Consider the following 17,931-nt stretch of genomic DNA (forward strand, 5'->3'; position numbering starts at 1 on the left):
GTAGCGGAGTTCCGTCGGATCGCGGCAGTAACCTGGAAACCGTGCCCGATCCAACGACGTACCGGCCGGCGCCCGGGTCGATACCAGTTGAGCCGGGGGTCTACCGGTTCCGGGATCCGCATGGCCGGGTGATCTACGTCGGCAAGGCCAAGAGCCTCCGCAGCAGGTTGACGTCGTACTTCGCCGATCTTGCCGGCCTGGCCCCGCGCACCCGGCAGATGGTCATGACCGCGGGCAGCGTCGAGTGGACGGTGGTCAACACCGAAGTCGAAGCGCTGCAGCTTGAGTACAACTGGATCAAAGAGTTCGATCCGCGCTTCAACATCCGCTATCGCGACGACAAGTCGTATCCGGTGCTCGCGGTCACCCTCAACGAGGAATACCCACGGCTCATGGTGTACCGGGGGCCGCGCCGTAAAGGTGTCCGGTATTTCGGGCCCTACTCACACGCCTGGGCCATCCGGGAGACGCTCGACCTGCTCACCCGGGTGTTCCCGGCTCGAACCTGCTCGGCTGGAGTGTTCAAGCGTCACAAGCAGATCGACCGCCCCTGCCTGCTCGGCTACATCGACAAGTGTTCGGCGCCGTGCGTCGGCCGGGTCACCGCGGAAGAGCACCGCAAGATCGTCGAGGACTTCTGCGACTTCCTTGCCGGTAAGACCGACCGGCTTGCCAGGGATCTGGAGCAGCAGATGGCCGCCGCCGCCGAGGAGCTGGATTTCGAGCGGGCGGCGCGGCTGCGCGACGACATCTCGGCGTTGAAACGGGCACTTGAGAAGCAGGCCGTGGTGTTCGGCGACGGCACCGACGCCGACGTGGTGGCGTTCGCCGACGACGAGCTCGAGGCCGCGGTTCAGGTGTTCCACGTGCGGGGTGGCCGGGTTCGCGGTCAGCGCGGCTGGATCGTCGAAAAGTCCGGAGACCCGGAGCAATCCGGGCAGGATCAGTTGGTCGAGCAGTTCCTCACCCAGTTCTACGGCGAGCAGGCCGAACTGGGTGGTGCAGCCGATGAGGCCACGAATCCGGTACCGCGGCAGGTGCTGGTTCCGGTGTTGCCGCCCAATGTCGACGAGTTGGCCACCTGGCTATCGGAGCTGCGTGGTTCGCGGGTGAGCGTGCGAGTGCCCGTGCGCGGTGACAAGCGGGCTCTCGCTGAGACCGTGCAGCGCAACGCGCACGAGGCGCTCGCGCAGCACAAGCTCCGGCGGGCCGGCGATTTCAACGCGAGATCGGAAGCGCTGCAGAGCATTCAAGACACACTCGGGTTGGCCGACGCGCCGCTGCGAATCGAGTGTGTGGACATCAGCCATGTGCAGGGAACCGACGTGGTGGCCTCGCTCGTCGTATTCGAGGACGGACTGCCCCGTAAATCTGACTACCGTCACTACGCGATCCGTGAGGCCGCAGGCAACGGGCGGTCCGACGATGTCGCCTCGATCGCCGAGGTGACCCGGCGCCGCTTTTTGCGTCATGTGACCGATACGCAGCCGGACGCCGGTGGCGAGCAACGCCCGAGACGGTTCGCCTATCCGCCCAATCTGTTCGTGGTGGATGGCGGTGCTCCACAGGTCAACGCGGCGGCCGCGGTGCTCGACGAACTCGGAGTCGATGACGTGGCGGTGATCGGTCTGGCGAAGCGGCTGGAGGAAGTGTGGGTACCCTCTGAGCCGGATCCGGTGATTTTCCCGCGCAACAGTGAAGGTCTGTATCTGCTGCAGCGGGTACGCGACGAGGCGCACCGGTTCGCCATCAGCTACCACCGCAGCAAGCGATCCAAGCGCATGACGGCGTCGGCGCTCGATTCGGTTCGCGGGCTCGGCGAGCATCGCCGGAAGGCGTTGGTGACGCATTTCGGTTCGGTTGCCCGACTCAAGGAGGCCACAGTGGAGGAGATCACCGCGGTGCCTGGCATCGGCGTGGCCACTGCACGAGCCGTCCTCGAAGCGCTCGGCGGGCCGCCGAGTGACCAGGGCGGTGAGCCGCAGACTCAGGAAGAGGGCGGCACGCAGGATCCGGGGGCGGATGCCGACGTGAATGGTGAGTCGAATTCGGACGCGCCCGCAATCGTTATCGAGGATGATCGAAGCAGGGTGATGACGGGGTCGGGGATGAACGAGCGTGAGCAACAGGCGGACCGCATATGAACGTCAGCGTGAAGCCGGGGGCCGATCGCACGTGAGCGGGGACTTTCACGAGAACGGTCCCGAAGGCGGTATCGCCGAAGGTGACGAGGAATCGGGAATCGACGTCGTTCTGGTGACCGGATTGTCGGGTGCCGGGCGCGGCACCGCGGCAAAGGTGTTGGAGGACCTGGGTTGGTATGTCGCGGACAATCTGCCTCCCGAGTTGATCGCGCGGATGGTCGAGCTCGGGCTTGCAGCGGGGTCGCGAATCACCCAGCTGGCGGTCGTCATGGATGTGCGCTCCCGCGGGTTCACCGGCGACCTGGACTGGGTGCGCCACGATCTGGCGACGCGCAACATCACGCCGCGCGTTCTCTTCCTGGAGGCTTCCGACGACATCCTGGTGCGTCGGTACGAGCAGAACCGGCGCAGTCACCCGCTGCAAGGCAACCAAACGTTGGCTGAGGGGATTGCCGCCGAGCGGGCGATGCTGGCGCCGGTGCGGGCCGGGGCCGACTTGGTGATCGACACGTCGAAGCTTTCCGTGCCTGCGCTGCGGGAGAGCATCGAGCGTGCCTTCGGCGGCGAGACGGTCGCCTACACGAACGTGACGGTGGAGTCGTTCGGCTACAAGTACGGCCTTCCGATGGACGCCGACACCGTGATGGACGTGCGGTTCCTGCCCAACCCGCACTGGGTCGACGAACTGCGCCCGCACACCGGTCAACATCCCGACGTGCGTGACTACGTGCTCGGTCAGCCGGGCGCCAGGGATTTTCTCGACACCTACCATCGGCTGTTGGACGTTGTGATCGCGGGTTACCGCCGGGAAGGGAAGCGCTATATGACCGTCGCCATCGGCTGCACCGGCGGTAAACATCGCAGCGTTGCGATCGCCGAAGCACTGGCGGAGCGGTTACAGGGCGGCGAAGGACTCACGGTGCGGGCGTTGCATCGGGATCTGGGCCGCGAATGACGCCCCGAAGCCGAGCGCGCGTGAGGATCGCAGCGAGGTACGAGCGAGGACCGGAGCGCGTGGGAGGCGAGCAATGAGCCCACGCATTGTCGCGCTGGGCGGCGGCCACGGGCTCTACGCCACATTGTCGGCGGCCCGGCGCCTCACCCCACACGTGACCGCGGTGGTGACCGTCGCCGACGACGGCGGCTCGTCGGGGCGGCTACGCAGCGAACTCGACATCGTCCCACCGGGCGATCTGCGAATGGCCTTGGCCGCGTTGGCATCTGACAGTCCGCACGGCCGCCTGTGGGCCACCATCATCCAGCACCGGTTCGGCGGGAGTGGCGCGCTGGCCGGCCATCCGATCGGCAACCTGATACTCGCGGGCCTCAACGAGGTGTTGGCCGACCCGGTCGCCGCGCTCGACGAGCTGGGGCGAATCCTCGGGGTCAAGGGCCGGGTGCTGCCGATGTGTCCGATCGCGCTGCAGATCGAGGCCGATGTCGCCGGCCTCGAGGCCGATCCGCGGATGAGCCGCGTGATCCGCGGTCAGGTGGCGATTGCGACGACGGTGGGCAAGGTGCGCCGGGTGCGGCTGTTGCCGGGCGACCCGCCGGCCACTCGGCAGGCCGTCGAGGCGATCATGGCGGCCGATCTGGTGGTGCTCGGGCCGGGCTCGTGGTTCACCAGTGTCATTCCTCACGTACTGGTGCCGCAGTTGGCGGCGGCGTTGCGGGCGACGACGGCCCGCCGCGCGCTCGTGCTCAACCTGGCTGCCGAGCCCGGCGAGACCGCCGGGTTCTCGGCCGAGCGTCACATTCACGTGTTGGCGCAGCACGCCCCCGATTTCGCGGTGCATGACATCATCGTCGACGCCAGCCGAGTGCCCAGCGACCGCGAGCGCGAGCAGCTCAGCCGCACGGCCAACATTCTGGAGGCCCGAGTCGAGTTTGCTGACGTGTCTAGACCTGGTACACCTTTACATGACCCGGCGAAGTTGGCCGCGGCTCTGGAGGGGGTCCGGTTGCGAGCAATGGCGCCCGGCCGGACTGTGCAGGAGCCGATTGTTCCCACGCCCGCCGCCAGGTCGGTCGACGTCTCACGTCAGGAACCGGCACCGAACAGATCGAGAGGGGACGAGCCGTGGCGATGACAGCCGAGGTGAAGGACGAGCTGAGCCGCCTCGTGGTCAACTCGGTCAGTGCGCGCCGGGCCGAGGTGGCGTCCCTGTTGCGCTTTGCCGGAGGGTTGCACATCGTCGCAGGCCGGGTGGTCGTGGAAGCCGAGGTCGACCTCGGCATCATCGCGCGCCGGCTCCGCAAGGACATCTACGACCTCTACGGCTACAACGCGGTCGTCCATGTGTTGTCCGCCAGCGGTATTCGCAAGAGCACGCGGTACGTGGTCCGAGTGGCCAATGACGGTGAGGCGCTCGCGCGCCAGACCGGTCTGCTCGATCTGCGTGGCCGGCCGGTACGCGGGCTGCCCGCCCAAGTGGTCGGTGGAAGCGTCGGGGATGCCGAGGCCGCGTGGCGGGGTGCGTTCCTGGCCCATGGCTCGCTCACCGAGCCGGGGCGTTCATCGGCGCTTGAGGTCAGTTGCCCCGGGCCGGAGGCGGCGTTGGCGCTGGTGGGTGCCGCGCGCCGGCTCGGCGTCAGTGCGAAGGCCCGCGAAGTCCGGGGCAGCGACCGGGTCGTGGTGCGTGACGGCGAGGCGATCGGCGCATTGCTGACGCGAATGGGTGCCCAGGACACGCGGTTGACCTGGGAGGAACGGCGCATGCGCCGCGAGGTCCGGGCGACGGCCAATCGATTGGCCAACTTCGACGACGCCAACCTGCGCCGCTCCGCGCGCGCCGCGGTGGCCGCGGCGGCGCGGGTGGAGCGGGCGCTGGAGATTCTCGGCGACACGGTGCCCGATCATCTGGCGGCGGCGGGCAAGTTACGCGTCGAGCATCGGCAGGCCTCGCTCGAGGAGCTCGGCCGGCTCGCCGATCCGCCCATGACGAAAGACGCTGTGGCGGGCCGTATCAGGAGGCTGTTGTCGATGGCCGACCGTAAAGCCAAGCAGGACGGTATTCCCGATACCGAGTCCGCCGTGACACCGGATCTGCTCGACGACGCCTAACTCCGGGCGGAATATCAAGCGCGCCAGCGCATCACACGGACAGCAGTGCCCAGCCAACACCGAACACGGTGGCCAGCGACACGATCGTGAGCGGGATGCCGAAGCGCATGAAGGTCGCCGTCGAATAACCGCCCGGCTTCATCACCATGAGGTTGGACTGGTGGCTGAACGGGTTGAGGAATGTGAACGAGATGCAGGTGCCGACCGTGATCAGCAGCAGTACCGGGTCGAGTCCGGTACTGTCCGCGATCGTCAGAACAACCGGGGTGAGGATCGACGCGGCGGCGGCGTTGGTGACGACGTTCGTCAGGATCGTGGTGCCGACCGCGATTACAAGGACTATCAGCGCGGTGCTGTCGCCGGACAGCTCCAGGATCGCCGCCGAGATGTAGCCGCCCAGGCCACTGTTGACGACGATGACGCCGAGTCCGATGGAGCCGGCGATGATCGCGAGGATGTTCCAATTGAGCGCCCGCACCGCCGATCTCGGTGTCAGCACGCCGGTGAGAACCATCAGCACCGCACCGGCGACCGCAACGAGTTCGACCGGGGCGATCCCGAACGAACCCGCCAGGATGACTGCGGCGAGAATGCCGAGGGCTGTCCAGGTCTTGCCGGTCTGTGGAGCTTTGCCGGTGGCCTGCCGCCACAATGCGACCAGGGGACTGTCCGCGAGGACATCGGCGGAGCCGGCCGTGACCAGGCAGAGTGCGCCAGGCTCGGCCGGGGCGTCGCGCAGCCGTTTACCGGTCTGAGCCGCGACCACCACGATGTCCTCGTTCTCCTCGAGCTCGCGCACCGTGGCCTGCTCGTTGTCGGCGACCGCGACCAGATAGAGCCGTTGGGGGGAGAGGCCGAATCGTGGGCTGCCCCACAGCATCCGGACACCCGACTCGGTGGCCCGGTACACCAGGACGTCGTCGACTTCCAGCACGGAATCCGCACCGACGGGCTCGCCCCATCGGAGCACCTCCTGTAGCGCGAACTCGGCGGTGGTGTGGATACCCAATTCGGCAGCGGTCCTGCCGACCGCGATGGCGCGTGCGGAGACAGGGATCTCGGCATGCCACGACAGGTCGCGCGCGGCGACCTCCGATGTGCCACGCAGCATCCGCGGCGCAGTCAGGAGCAACACGACCCAGCCGACGAGCGCGACGGGCACTGCTACCGGGACGAACGAGAACATCGACAGTTCGACGCCTGCGGGTGCGGCGAGCGCGGCGATGAGCAGATTGGAACTGGTGCCGATGAGCGTCGCGGAGCCCGCGAGGGTGGTCGCGTGGGCGATCGGCAGCAGCACGCCGCGCGCCGGCACACCCGATTGTTGTTGTAGCTCTTTGGCGGCCGGGATGAGCATCGCGACGATCGGCGTGGTGTTGATGAGCGCCGAGACGAACCCGACTGGCGGGATGAGACGGCGTAGCGCGTGGCCGGGCGTACGGACACCGGTGAGTAGGCGATAGGTCACCCTGGACACGACCCCGGTGTGCAGGACGCCTTTGGCGATCACCAGCATCGCGGCGATGGTGATGACGCCCGCGTTGCTCAGTCCTCCGAAAAGCTCAGTGGGCGTGGCGATCCCCAGCAGCCCCGCGGCGACCAGTGCGCATGTCAGGGCCAGGACTGCCGGAGCCCGGCCGGTTGTCATCACGATCAGTGTGAGGACGACGATCACCGCAGCGACGAATGCCATGTACCGCATTCTCGGGCAGTGCCGACAGCCACGCCGACTCACAGCATTCTCATAACGATCGATATCGGAATAACGGTTACTATCTGAATATGGCTCACGACGAAGATCCGAAGCCTCGGCGGCTGACCCGCGCCGAGAACCAGGCCCGCACCCGCGCGTTGCTGCTCGATGCGGCGGCCCGCACCTTCGCCCGCAAGGGCTATGCCGCGGCGTCGGTCGATGAGATCGCGGCGGCCGCCGGGTTCTCCGTGGGCGCGGTCTATTCGAACTTCTCCGGCAAGGAGCAACTGTTCTCCGAGTTGATGGCCGAGCGCGCAGCCGGCCGCATCGACCGGGTGGTGGACACGCTCGCCGAAGGCAGGCGGGAAACCGGAGAGCCGTTGCGGGCGCTCGGGCGGATGCTGATCGAGATCGCCGACAAGGACATCGAGTTCGAGGCGATCCAGTCTGAGTTCTGGCTGCAGGCCGTGCGTAACCCGGACGCCATGCAGATCCTGGTGGATCGTTCGGCTCGAACTCTCGCATCGGTGCGCGACATCGTCGCGGAAGCATTGGAGCGCAACAACGTTGACGACAGTGTCTCACCGGATGCGTTCGCGGTCGTCGTGCTTGCGCTTTTCCAGGGGCTGATCAGACAACGCCGTATCGACCCGGACCGGGTGCCCGAGGAACTCTTCGGGCAGGCTCTGGCCTGGCAGATCGCGGGGATGCCCAAGGTCTCGGCGGGGCGGGGATAGTCGATGGTCGACGCGATGCGAATTGGGCTCTACGCGATGCCCGCGTTCTTCGTCCTCATGGTGATCGAGTTTCTCAGCTACCGCTTCGACAAGGACGAATCACGGCCGCGCGCCGGAATATCGTGGCGCGACAGCTCCGCGAGCCTGTCGATCTATGCCATCGGCTACCTCGTCCGGCCGTTGGAGCGATTCATCGAGGTTCCCATCGTCGCGATCGCGGCGGCGTTCGCGCCCATGCAGTTGTCCGCCGCGCACTGGTGGGTCTGGGTCGTCGCGATCGTGCTGGCCGACCTTGCCTACTACGTCAAACACCGCATGTCCCATCGCATCCGGCTGTTCTGGGCGGCCCACAGCGTGCACCATTCCAGTCAGCACTTCAATCTGTCGACCGCCGTGCGCCTGCCGTGGCTCATCCCGGGATCGTTCCTCAGTTCGATCGTCTACGTGCCGCTGGCGCTGATCGGCATCCCGGTCTGGCTGATCTTCCTCTCCCAGGCGATCGTGCTGCTCTACCAGTTCCCGATCCACACCGAGCGCATCGACCGGCTGCCATGGGTTATCGAGTACCTGTTCAACACGCCTTCGCACCACCGCGTGCACCACGGCGCCAACAACCCGTACCTGGACAAGAACTATGCAGGCATTCTCATCGTGTGGGACCGCATGTTCGGCAGCTTCGCGCCAGAGCACGAACCCGTGCGTTACGGGCTGACCAAGAACATCGATACGTACAACCCGGTGAAGGCGAATTTCCACGAGTTCGCGGCGATGGTCGGCGATGTCTGGCGGGCGCGCACATGGCGCGGACGCTTCGGTTACATGTTGAGGCCGCCGGGATGGCGCGAAGACACCGGTATCGCCGGCGCTCCGGGTGTCGCGGTCAGCGATTCGGATGCGCATGATTTTTCGCCGTCCGGGCAATCCAAGGTGGCGTCGGCTCCGAATCCCTGACGTCCGTATTCGCGGACCGCGGCTTCGGGCCGCGCTGAGCAGAAGGGAACCGCGCCGTGCTTCAGCAGATACCGAAGCTCATCAGCCAGATGATTCAAGCAGCGCCCGCGGTGATCGGATGGCGGGTGGGCACCGAAGAACCGCCATACCGGGCCGAATCGTTGGCCGACGGAGTGGAGATCCGTCACTACGGTCCCCGTGTCGCCGCGGTGACGACCGTCGGCGCCGATCGCGAAGCCGCGCTGCGGTTGGGGTTCGGCCGACTGGCCGGCTACATATTCGGCGACAACGGCGGCGCGAGCCGGACGGGACGGATCGGGGAGTCCGGTGGTGGACAGAAGATCGCGATGACCGCTCCCGTCGCGCAAACCGGAGGACGCAGTGATGGGTGGGACGTCCAGTTCTACATGCCGGCGAGGTTGACCATCGACACGCTGCCCGAGCCCAACGACGACAGGGTGCGGCTCACGGAGCTGCCGGCCCAGTCGGTGGCGGTACTGCGATTCAGCGGTGACCGCGGTCCCGGCGCGGTCACCGAACGTACCGTGCAACTGCGTGAAGTGTTACGGCAGTACGGGTTCGAGGCCGACGGCGAACCGACTGCGTGGTTCTACGACCCGCCGTGGACGATTCCATGCCTGCGCCGCAACGAGATCGCGATACCGGTGGAGCCATAGCGTGGCAGGGATCTTCAACCGGGTTCTCGCCGACGAGCACGTGTTCACGACGGTGATCGATGCCCCGCGTGACGAGGTGTTCTCCTGGCATGCGCGCCCCGGCGCGTTCGTTCGGCTGTCACCACCATGGCAACCGGTGCGCATCGTGTCCGAGGCCGCGTCACTGGCTGACGGCCAGGCCCGGCTCGCACTGCCGGGCGGATTGCGCTGGGTGGCCCAGCACCGTCGGGAGTTGTACGATCCGCCAACGCGTTTCGTCGACTCGATCAGCAGCGATGGTGTCGCTTCTCTGCCGGTCCGCGCCGTGGTTCGGTGGACCCACACCCACGAGTTCGAGGACGCCGGCGACGGCCGAACCCGGATGATCGACCGGGTCGAAACGCCAGTGCCCGGCTTTGCGTTGCGTCCCATGTTCGCCTACCGGCATCGACAACTCGCCGCCGACCTCGCGGCCCACCGCGAGGCCCGCGAGGTGGGTCTGCGGCCGTTGACGATTGCGATGACAGGAGCATCCGGCCTTGTCGGTTCGGCCTTGTCGGCGTTTCTCACCACCGGAGGGCATCGGGTCGTCAAGCTCGTGCGCCGTGCTGTATCCAATGCCGATGAGCGGGAGTGGAATCCGGCAGACCCCGACCCGAATCTGCTGTCGGGAGTCGATGCGCTGATCCACCTGGCCGGTGCCTCGATCGCCGGCCGGTTCAACTCCGGTCACAAGCGCGCGATCCGCGAGAGCCGCGTCGGCCCGACACGAGGGCTGGCCGAACTTGCCGCGCGCACCGATGGCGGGCCGGACGTGTTGGTGTGCGCATCGGCGATCGGGTACTACGGCAATGACACCGGTGAAAATCCGGTCTCCGAGGACGGCGGGCGGGGCGATGGCTTCCTCGCCGAGGTCGTGGCCGACTGGGAGGCGGCCACGGCACCCGCCGCGTCGGCCGGATTGCGGGTTGTACAGGTGCGGACCGGAATCGTGCAATCTCCGCGGGGCGGAGTACTGCGCGGCCTCTATCCGTTGTTCGAGCTGGGCTTGGGTGGCCGGATCGGCGACGGCGCGCAGTGGCTGTCGTGGATCGGCATCGATGATCTTGTCGATGTGTACCACCGCGCATTGTGGGACGACGGTCTGTCCGGCCCGGTGAACGCCGTTGCGCCCGAAGCGGTTCGAAACGTCGACTACACCCACATGCTCGGCCGAGTTCTGCGCCGGCCGACCGTGCTGCCGGTGCCCGCATGGGGGCCGCGCATTTTATTGGGTGACGAAGGTGCCCGTGAAGTGGCCTGTGCGAGCCAGCGTCTCGTGCCGGTCAGGCTCGAGCGGGCGGGCCATCGGTTCCGCCATCCCACCCTGGAGAGTGCGCTGCGGCACGTGCTGGGTCGCATACCCGCCGATTAACCCGCTGACTGCGTGGCCAGCCCCGTACACATCGCGGTGAGCAGCCGCGTCAACGTCGGTCCGAATTCGAAATCGAACTCCGGCGGCACCGCCGGTTCGGTCGCGTAGGCGTCGACGAGATCGGCGGGCGGGTGCACCACTTGCCACAGCGTGCCCGCCAGCGCAGTGGCCGACGACAGCATGTCGGCCGCACCCTGGCGGCCGAGTGCGGGCAGTGCGCGCTCGATGGCCTCCGCGATCGACATCACGGCGGGGTAGGACTGCCGCTTGACCTTGACGACCTGTTCGGGTTTCACCTCGTGTTCGAGGTGCAGTGGGAGGTAGGCCAGCAGATCGCAGAACAGGACGTCTTGTAACAGTCCGCTGACGAGCGAGTCGGCCACCCGGCCCGGCGACATCGGCCCGGGGGCCGCCAGGCTCTCACACACCGCGGCCGACCAGCGGCCCCAGCCTTCGGCCGCGAGGTGCAACAGGATGTCCTTGTGCGACGCGTAATACCGCCGAACCGCCGAGTGATGGACCCCGGCCCGATCGGCGACGGCGGTCAAAGTCACTGCCGCCACGCCTGATTCGAGTGCGAGTGACCGGGCCGCCTCCATCAGCGCGGCCGCCCGCGCCCGCTTGTTCTCCGCGGTGCGGGCCCTCTTGAAGGTCACCGGTTCCACGGGCCGAACCATAACGGAAGGTACGGCCGCGTGGGTTGGTCATCCAGACGTCCTACAGACCTCCTACAGACCTCCTACAGAACGTAGTCGTCCTTACGCACGTCGTGTGCGTTAACCTCTTCGGGTAGCCAACCCTAAGTTGAAGGGGTCCGACGATTCTCACAGCTCTCAAGCGGGCGTGGATTCCGCTGGTGATGGCCGCCGTCATCGCCATCGGGGGGTTCGCCGTCACGAAGATCCGCGGCATCTTCGGTTCCCAGCAATTGCCCACCTATGCCGGCAGCATGTCCGACGACCAGAAGAACGTGTCGGACCCCAAACGGGTCGTCTACGAGATCTTCGGCCCGCCAGGAGCGGTGGCCGACGTCAACTACATCGACGACGACGGTGAGCCGAACCAGGTCAACGGGGTCACCTTGCCGTGGTCGGTCGAGATCGTCACCAATGCGCCGTCGATGACCGGCAACGTGCTCGCGCAAGGCAGTAGCGATTTCATCGGATGCCGCATCTCCTCTGACGGCGAAGTCAAAGACGAACGGACACAACGCGACGTGAACGCCTACATCTATTGCTTTGCGAAGTCCGTATGAGTGACCACGCTCAGCGCGACATCACCCGACCGACGTTCCTGGCGCGGTGGATCCGGCGGCTGTCGATACCGATCATCCTCGGCTGGTTGCTGGTGGTCGCGGTGATGAACCTCGCCGTACCCCAGCTCGAACAGGTGGGCAAAGAGAACGCGGTATCGCTCAGCCCGCACAACGCCCCGTCCATGCAGGCCATGACGAACATGGGCAAGCTGTTCGAGGAATCCGACTCCGACAGCGTCGCGATGATCGTCCTGGAAGGCGAGCAGGAACTCGGCGACGAGGCGCACGCCTATTACGACCAGCTCATGGAACGGCTCAAGGCCGACACCAAGCATGTGCAGCACATCCAGGATTTCTGGGGCGATCCGCTGACCGAGGCCTCCGCGCAGAGCACCGACGGCAAGGCCGTCTACGTGCAGCTCAACCTCGCGGGCAACATGGGCGAGGCATTGGCCAACGAGTCGATCGATGCCGTGCGCGCGATCACCGGGGAACTACCACCGCCGCCGGGCATGAAGGTGTTCGTCACCGGGCCCGCCGCCCTGCAGGCCGACCTGAACCACGCCGGCGACGGCAGCATGGTCAAGATCACCCTGCTGACCTTCGCGGTGATCATCACGATGCTGCTGTTCTTCTACCGGTCGATCGTGACCGTCGTGCTCGTGCTCGCGATGGTGGGTGTACAGCTCGCGGTGGCCCGCGGTGTCGTGGCGCTACTCGGCCACTATCACATCATCGGGCTGTCCACGTTCGCGGTGAACATGCTTGTGGCCCTGTCGATCGCGGCGGGCACGGACTACGCGATCTTCCTGATCGGCCGCTATCAGGAAGCACGCACCAAAGGCCTTGACAAAGAGCCGGCCTACTACGAGATGTTCCACGGCACAGCACATGTCGTGCTCGGATCGGGTCTGACGATCGCCGGTGCGACGTACTGCCTGACGCTCACCCGCATGCCGTACTTCCAGACCCTCGGTGTTCCGAGTGCGGTCGGCATCGTCGCAGGCGTGCTCGTCGCGCTCACCCTCGGGCCGGCGATCATCACCATCGGCAGCCGGTTCGGCCTGCTGGAACCCAAGCGCGCCATGCGTATACGCGCGTGGCGCCGAATCGGCACGGTCGTCGTCCGCTGGCCCGGACCCATTCTCGTCGCATCGCTGGCGCTCGCGCTGGTCGGCCTCGCGGCCCTGCCCGGCTACAAGACCAGTTACGACGACCGGAAGTACATCCCGCAGGACATTCCCGCCAACGAGGGTTTCCAGGCTGCCGACCGGCATTTCAGCCAGGCGAGGATGAACCCCGAAATCCTGCTGATCGAGGCCGATCACGATCTGCGCAACTCGGCGGACTTCCTGGTGATCGACAAGGTGGCCAAGGCGGTGTTCCGGGTGCCGGGTGTCGCGCGGGTGCAGACCATCACGCGACCTGAGGGAACTCCGATCGAGCACAGCTCCATCCCGTTCCTCATCAGCATGCAGGGCGTCGGGCAGATGCAGAACATGAAGCTCATGAAGGACCGGATGGCCGACATGAAGACTCAGGCCGACGAGATGGGCAAGACGGTCCAAACCATGAAGACCATGTACGGGCTGATGACGCAGCTCACCGGCGTCACCCACGACATGGTCGGTCAGATGAACGAGCTGCAGGGCACGATTCACGACTTGCGGGACAAGATCGCCGATTTCGACGACTTCTTCCGCCCGATCCGCAACTACTTCTACTGGGAACCGCACTGCTACGACATCCCGGTCTGTCATTCGATGCGCTCGATCTTCGACGCGATGGACGGCGTGGACACCATGACGGCGACCATGGACAAGGTCATGGTCAACATGACCGAGATGGACGCGTTGATGCCGCAGCTGCTCGCTCAGATGCCGTCGATGATCTCGACCATGGAGAGCATGCAGCAGATGATGCTGACGACGTATGCCACCATGTCGGGCTTCTACAACCAGATGGACGAGTTGAGCAAAGACTCGACCGAGATGGGCAAGGCTTTCGATGCCGCCAAGAACGACGATTCGTTCTATCTGCCGCCAGAAGTGTTCGAGAATCCCGACTTCCAGCGGGGGATGGAATCCTTCCTGTCCCCGGACGGCAAGTCGATCCGCATGATCATCTCGCACCGCGGCGAGTCATCGACCCCCGAAGCGCTCGCCCGGGTGGAGCCGATCAAGGTGGCGGCGATCGAGGCCGTCAAGGGCACGCCGCTCGAAGATGCCCGGATCTCGCTCGGCGGCACCGCCGCGACGTTCAAGGACATGGCCGACGGATCGAAGTACGACCTGCTGATCGCCGGTATCGCGTCGCTGTGCCTGATCTTTCTGATCATGCTGCTCATCACGCGGGCGCTGGTCGCCTCGATCGTCATCGTCGGCACCGTGCTGTTGTCGCTCGGTGCGTCGTTCGGCCTGTCAATCCTCATCTGGCAGTACATCGTCGGTATCGACCTGCACTGGATGGTGCTTGCGATGTCGGTCATCGTGCTGCTGGCCGTCGGCTCCGACTACAACCTGCTGTTGGTGTCGCGGTTCAAGGAGGAGTTACCCGGCGGCTTGAAGACGGGCATCATCCGCGCGATGGGCGGCACGGGCAGCGTCGTTACCGCTGCTGGCATGGTGTTCGCGCTGACGATGGCGGCGATGGTGGTCAGCGATCTGCGCGTGCTGGGCCAGGTCGGTACGACGATCGGGCTCGGCCTGCTGTTCGACACCCTGGTGGTGCGCTCGTTCATGATGCCTGCCATGGCCACGCTGCTGGGCCGGTGGTTCTGGTGGCCGATCAACGTGCTGCGAATGCGGCAACCGCACCGCCCATTGCCACCGCCGCGCGAACCGGTTGCCGTCGGCGCGCCGACCGACGACGCTCCGACGACGGAGCTGCCCAGGCAGCATCCGGGGCCGTCGGGAGGCTGACGCGGCTACGGTGAGGCGATGAGCACCTTGCGGGTGGGCGTGGCGGCTCCGGATCCGCCGTTCAACGGGATGACCGCCGGGCCAGGGCAAGCCGGCCTGGACATCGACCTCGTCATCGCGATCGCGGAAAAGCTCGGCGCCGCAGTCGAATTCGTCGAATACACCGGGAACGATTTCGAAGGTGTCTTCGACGGCCTCGGCACCGGCGCTTACGACTGCGTCATCGCGGGCGCCACGGTCACCCCGCAGCGGCAACAGATGGCGGCGTTCGCGCCGCCCTACCTGATCTCCGGACAGGCCCTGGCAACCGATACCAACCGCCTCCCGCATGTGCGGTCCGTCGACGACCTGGCCGGGCTCACCATCGGCGTCCAGCGGGGCAACACCAGCCAGCCGATCGCCGAACGGCTGGTCGCACAGGGCCGGGCCGCCCGGGTGCGCGTCTACGACTATGGCGACATCCGGGTGGCGCTCGCGGATCTGGCCAGCGGCGGTTGTGATGCGGTCATGAAGCTGGCTCCGGTACTCGCCGAGCTGGTCAAACCCCTGCCCGAGGTGGAAGTGGTGCAGCGCCGACTGTCCACCGAGGAGATCGCGATCGCCGTCGCCCGCACGAATACCGAACTGCTCGACCGGATCGCCGCTGTTCAGGGCGAGTTGGAGGGCGACGGCACCCTGCAGCAGATTCGCCGGCGCTGGCTCGGCAACCCGTTCACCGACCAGCACCTGGCCGCACTTTGACCGGGCTTCAGACCACACCGCACGGGCCGGTGAGGGCACCACTAGGCTGGCTGACGAGCAGTGACCGGCAACTTTCCCTCGACAATTAGGAGAGACACGTGACCATCCGGGTAGGCGTTAACGGTTTCGGCCGCATCGGACGCAACTTCTACCGGGCCCTGGCGACGCAGAAGGCCGAGGGCAAGAACACCGACATCGAGATCGTGGCGGTCAACGACCTCACCGACAACGCGACCCTCGCGCATCTGCTGAAGTTCGACTCCATCCTGGGCCGGCTGCCCGAGGACGTCAGCCTCGAGGGCGACGACACCATCGTCATCGGCGACACCAAGATCAAGGCTCTCGAGGTCAAAGAGGGACCAGCGGCCCTCCCTTGGGGCGACCTCGGAGTCGACGTGGTCGTCGAATCCACCGGCATCTTCACCAAGCGCGACAAGGCGCAGGGCCACCTGGACGCGGGAGCCAAGAAGGTCATCATCTCCGCGCCCGCCAGCGATGAGGACATCACCATCGTGCTCGGCGTCAACGACGACAAGTACGACGGCAGCCAGAACATCATCTCCAACGCCTCGTGCACCACGAACTGCCTCGGCCCGCTGGCCAAGGTCCTCAACGACGAGTTCGGCATCGTCAAGGGCCTGATGACCACCATCCACGCCTACACGCAGGACCAGAACCTGCAGGACGGGCCGCACAAGGACCTGCGCCGCGCCCGCGCCGCCGCGATCAACATCGTGCCCACCTCGACGGGTGCCGCAAAGGCCATCGGCCTGGTGCTCCCCGAGCTCAAGGGCAAGCTCGACGGCTACGCGCTGCGTGTGCCGATCCCGACGGGTTCGGTCACCGACCTGACCGCCGAGGTCTCCAAGGCGGCGAGCGTCGATGACATCAACGCTGCCTTCAAGGCCGCCGCGGAGGGTCCGCTCAAGGGCATCCTCAAGTACTACGACGCACCGATCGTGTCGAGCGACATCGTCACCGACCCGCACAGCTCGCTCTACGACTCGGGCCTGACCAAGGTGATCGACAACCAGGTCAAGGTCGTGTCCTGGTACGACAACGAGTGGGGCTACTCCAACCGCCTGGTGGACCTGGCCGCGCTGGTCGGCAAGTCTCTCTAGTCACGATGGCTGTCCGGACACTCGAAGATCTTCTGAACGAGGGCGTCGAGGGCCGGGGCGTGTTGGTCCGCTCCGACCTCAACGTCCCGTTGGACGAAGACGGCTCGATCACTGACGCTGGGCGCATCATCGCGTCGGTGCCGACACTCAAGGCGCTGGCCGAGGCCGGTGCCAAGGTCGTCGTGACCGCACATCTCGGCCGCCCCAAGGGCGGCCCGGATCCCAAGTTCTCGCTTGCGCCCGTCGCCGCGGCACTGGGGGAGAAGCTGGGCCGCCACGTGCAGTTGGCCGGTGATGTGGTCGGCACCGATGCGCTTGCCCGCGCCGAGGGCCTGACCGACGGGGACGTGCTGTTGCTGGAGAACATCCGGTTCGACGCGCGTGAGACCAGCAAGGACGACGCCGAACGCCTCGAGTTGGCGAAGGCGCTCGCGAGTCTCGTCGAGGGTGCCGACGGTTCACCCGGCGCGTTCGTGTCCGACGGCTTCGGTGTGGTGCACCGCAAGCAGGCGTCGGTGTACGACGTCGCCACCATCCTCCCGCACTACGCCGGGACTCTGGTGGCTGCCGAGGTCAAGGTGCTCGAGCAGTTGACGAGCTCGACCGAGCGGCCCTACGCGGTCGTGCTGGGCGGCTCCAAGGTGTCCGACAAGCTCGCGGTGATCGAGAACCTGGCCACGAAGGCCGACAGCCTGATCATCGGCGGCGGGATGTGCTTCACATTCCTTGCCGCACAAGGGGTTTCGGTCGGAACCTCGCTGCTGCAGGAAGAAATGATCGACACCTGCCGCAAGCTGCTCGAAGACTACGCCGACGTGATCCACCTACCGGTGGACATCGTGGTCGCCGACAGGTTCGCGGCCGACGCCGAGCCGGAAACGGTTGCCTGCGATCGCATTCCGGACGGCAAGATGGGTCTGGACATCGGCCCGGAGTCGGTCAAGCGGTTCACCGCACTGCTCTCGAACGCCAAGACCGTGTTCTGGAACGGCCCGATGGGCGTGTTCGAGTTCCCGGCGTTCTCCGCGGGCACCAAGGGGGTCGCCGAGGCGATCATCGGGGCCACCGGCAAGGGCGCGTTCAGCGTCGTCGGCGGTGGCGATTCGGCCGCGGCCGTGCGTCAGCTGGGCCTGCCCGAGGACGGGTTCTCCCACATCTCCACCGGCGGTGGCGCATCGCTGGAATACCTGGAGGGCAAGACCTTGCCCGGCATCGAAGTACTGGAGTCGTAGAA

At 66.3% G+C, this 17,931-nt stretch carries 15 protein-coding genes; 13 read left to right on the forward strand and 2 right to left on the reverse strand.

Features of this window, described 5'->3' with window-relative positions; all coding sequences use genetic code 11:
* The first annotated feature begins 41 nt into the window (after positions 1–41).
* The 4 genes from uvrC to whiA all read left to right on the forward strand — a co-directional run bounded on the left by uvrC (position 42) and on the right by whiA (position 5,208).
* Entirely contained in the window at positions 42–2,144 is a 2,103-nt protein-coding gene (uvrC, locus tag ACRCUN_RS09440) for an excinuclease ABC subunit UvrC (RefSeq protein WP_462141378.1), read from the forward strand.
* A 70-nt stretch (positions 2,145–2,214) separates the two neighbouring features.
* Positions 2,215–3,099 carry an RNase adapter RapZ gene (gene rapZ / locus ACRCUN_RS09445; RefSeq protein WP_462141685.1) on the forward strand — a complete coding sequence of 295 codons (885 nt, stop codon included), beginning with the start codon at positions 2,215–2,217 and terminating at the stop codon, positions 3,097–3,099.
* A 73-nt stretch (positions 3,100–3,172) separates the two neighbouring features.
* On the forward strand, positions 3,173–4,234 hold the full coding sequence (gene yvcK / locus ACRCUN_RS09450; protein WP_462141379.1) for a uridine diphosphate-N-acetylglucosamine-binding protein YvcK: 1,062 nt from the start codon (positions 3,173–3,175) through the stop codon (positions 4,232–4,234).
* Positions 4,231–5,208, forward strand: coding sequence for a DNA-binding protein WhiA (whiA, locus tag ACRCUN_RS09455; protein ID WP_462141380.1), 978 nt, complete (start codon positions 4,231–4,233; stop codon positions 5,206–5,208). The genes yvcK and whiA overlap by 4 nt, the downstream gene beginning before the upstream one ends.
* Before the next feature lie 31 nt (positions 5,209–5,239).
* On the opposite strand, the gene ACRCUN_RS09460 is transcribed toward whiA, so the two are convergent.
* Positions 5,240–6,901 carry an SLC13 family permease gene (locus ACRCUN_RS09460; RefSeq protein WP_462141381.1) on the reverse strand — a complete coding sequence of 554 codons (1,662 nt, stop codon included), beginning with the start codon at positions 6,899–6,901 and terminating at the stop codon, positions 5,240–5,242.
* 89 nt (positions 6,902–6,990) lie between these two features.
* On the opposite strand from ACRCUN_RS09460, the gene ACRCUN_RS09465 reads away from it, so the two are divergent.
* Genes ACRCUN_RS09465 through ACRCUN_RS09480 form a run of 4 tightly spaced genes read left to right on the forward strand, consistent with a single transcriptional unit; the run spans position 6,991 to position 10,659 of the window.
* A complete protein-coding gene (locus ACRCUN_RS09465; protein ID WP_462141382.1) occupies positions 6,991–7,638 on the forward strand; it encodes a TetR/AcrR family transcriptional regulator in 648 nt (215 codons plus the stop codon).
* A 3-nt stretch (positions 7,639–7,641) separates the two neighbouring features.
* On the forward strand, positions 7,642–8,589 hold the full coding sequence (locus ACRCUN_RS09470) for a sterol desaturase family protein (protein ID WP_462141383.1): 948 nt from the start codon (positions 7,642–7,644) through the stop codon (positions 8,587–8,589).
* A gap of 56 nt (positions 8,590–8,645) precedes the next feature.
* Positions 8,646–9,266: an SOUL family heme-binding protein gene (locus tag ACRCUN_RS09475; RefSeq protein WP_462141384.1), complete on the forward strand. Its 621-nt coding sequence runs from the start codon at positions 8,646–8,648 to the stop codon at positions 9,264–9,266.
* 10 nt (positions 9,267–9,276) lie between these two features.
* The gene (locus ACRCUN_RS09480) at positions 9,277–10,659 is read left to right on the forward strand and encodes a TIGR01777 family oxidoreductase (RefSeq protein WP_462141686.1); all 1,383 of its coding nucleotides are present in this window, start codon (positions 9,277–9,279) and stop codon (positions 10,657–10,659) included.
* Here ACRCUN_RS09480 and ACRCUN_RS09485 read toward each other — a convergent pair.
* Positions 10,656–11,336, reverse strand: a complete 681-nt coding sequence (locus tag ACRCUN_RS09485; RefSeq protein ID WP_462141385.1) for a TetR family transcriptional regulator — start codon at positions 11,334–11,336, stop codon at positions 10,656–10,658. The genes ACRCUN_RS09480 and ACRCUN_RS09485 overlap by 4 nt on opposite strands.
* Positions 11,337–11,518: 182 nt before the next feature.
* Here ACRCUN_RS09485 and ACRCUN_RS09490 point away from each other — a divergent pair, with 182 nt between their 5' ends.
* From ACRCUN_RS09490 to ACRCUN_RS09510, 5 genes are all read left to right on the forward strand, one after another.
* A complete protein-coding gene (locus tag ACRCUN_RS09490) occupies positions 11,519–11,914 on the forward strand; it encodes an MmpS family transport accessory protein (protein WP_462141386.1) in 396 nt (131 codons plus the stop codon).
* Positions 11,911–14,835 carry an MMPL/RND family transporter gene (locus tag ACRCUN_RS09495; RefSeq protein WP_462141387.1) on the forward strand — a complete coding sequence of 975 codons (2,925 nt, stop codon included), beginning with the start codon at positions 11,911–11,913 and terminating at the stop codon, positions 14,833–14,835. Before ACRCUN_RS09490 ends, ACRCUN_RS09495 begins: the two co-directional genes overlap by 4 nt.
* 18 nt (positions 14,836–14,853) lie before the next feature.
* The gene (locus ACRCUN_RS09500) at positions 14,854–15,576 is read left to right on the forward strand and encodes an ABC transporter substrate-binding protein (RefSeq protein WP_462141388.1); all 723 of its coding nucleotides are present in this window, start codon (positions 14,854–14,856) and stop codon (positions 15,574–15,576) included.
* 98 nt (positions 15,577–15,674) lie between these two features.
* Entirely contained in the window at positions 15,675–16,697 is a 1,023-nt protein-coding gene (gene gap, locus ACRCUN_RS09505) for a type I glyceraldehyde-3-phosphate dehydrogenase (RefSeq protein WP_462141389.1), read from the forward strand.
* 5 nt (positions 16,698–16,702) lie between these two features.
* Positions 16,703–17,929, forward strand: coding sequence for a phosphoglycerate kinase (locus ACRCUN_RS09510; protein WP_462141390.1), 1,227 nt, complete (start codon positions 16,703–16,705; stop codon positions 17,927–17,929).
* Positions 17,930–17,931 lie beyond the last annotated feature (2 nt).

Source organism: Mycobacterium venezuelense, assembly GCF_054919535.1.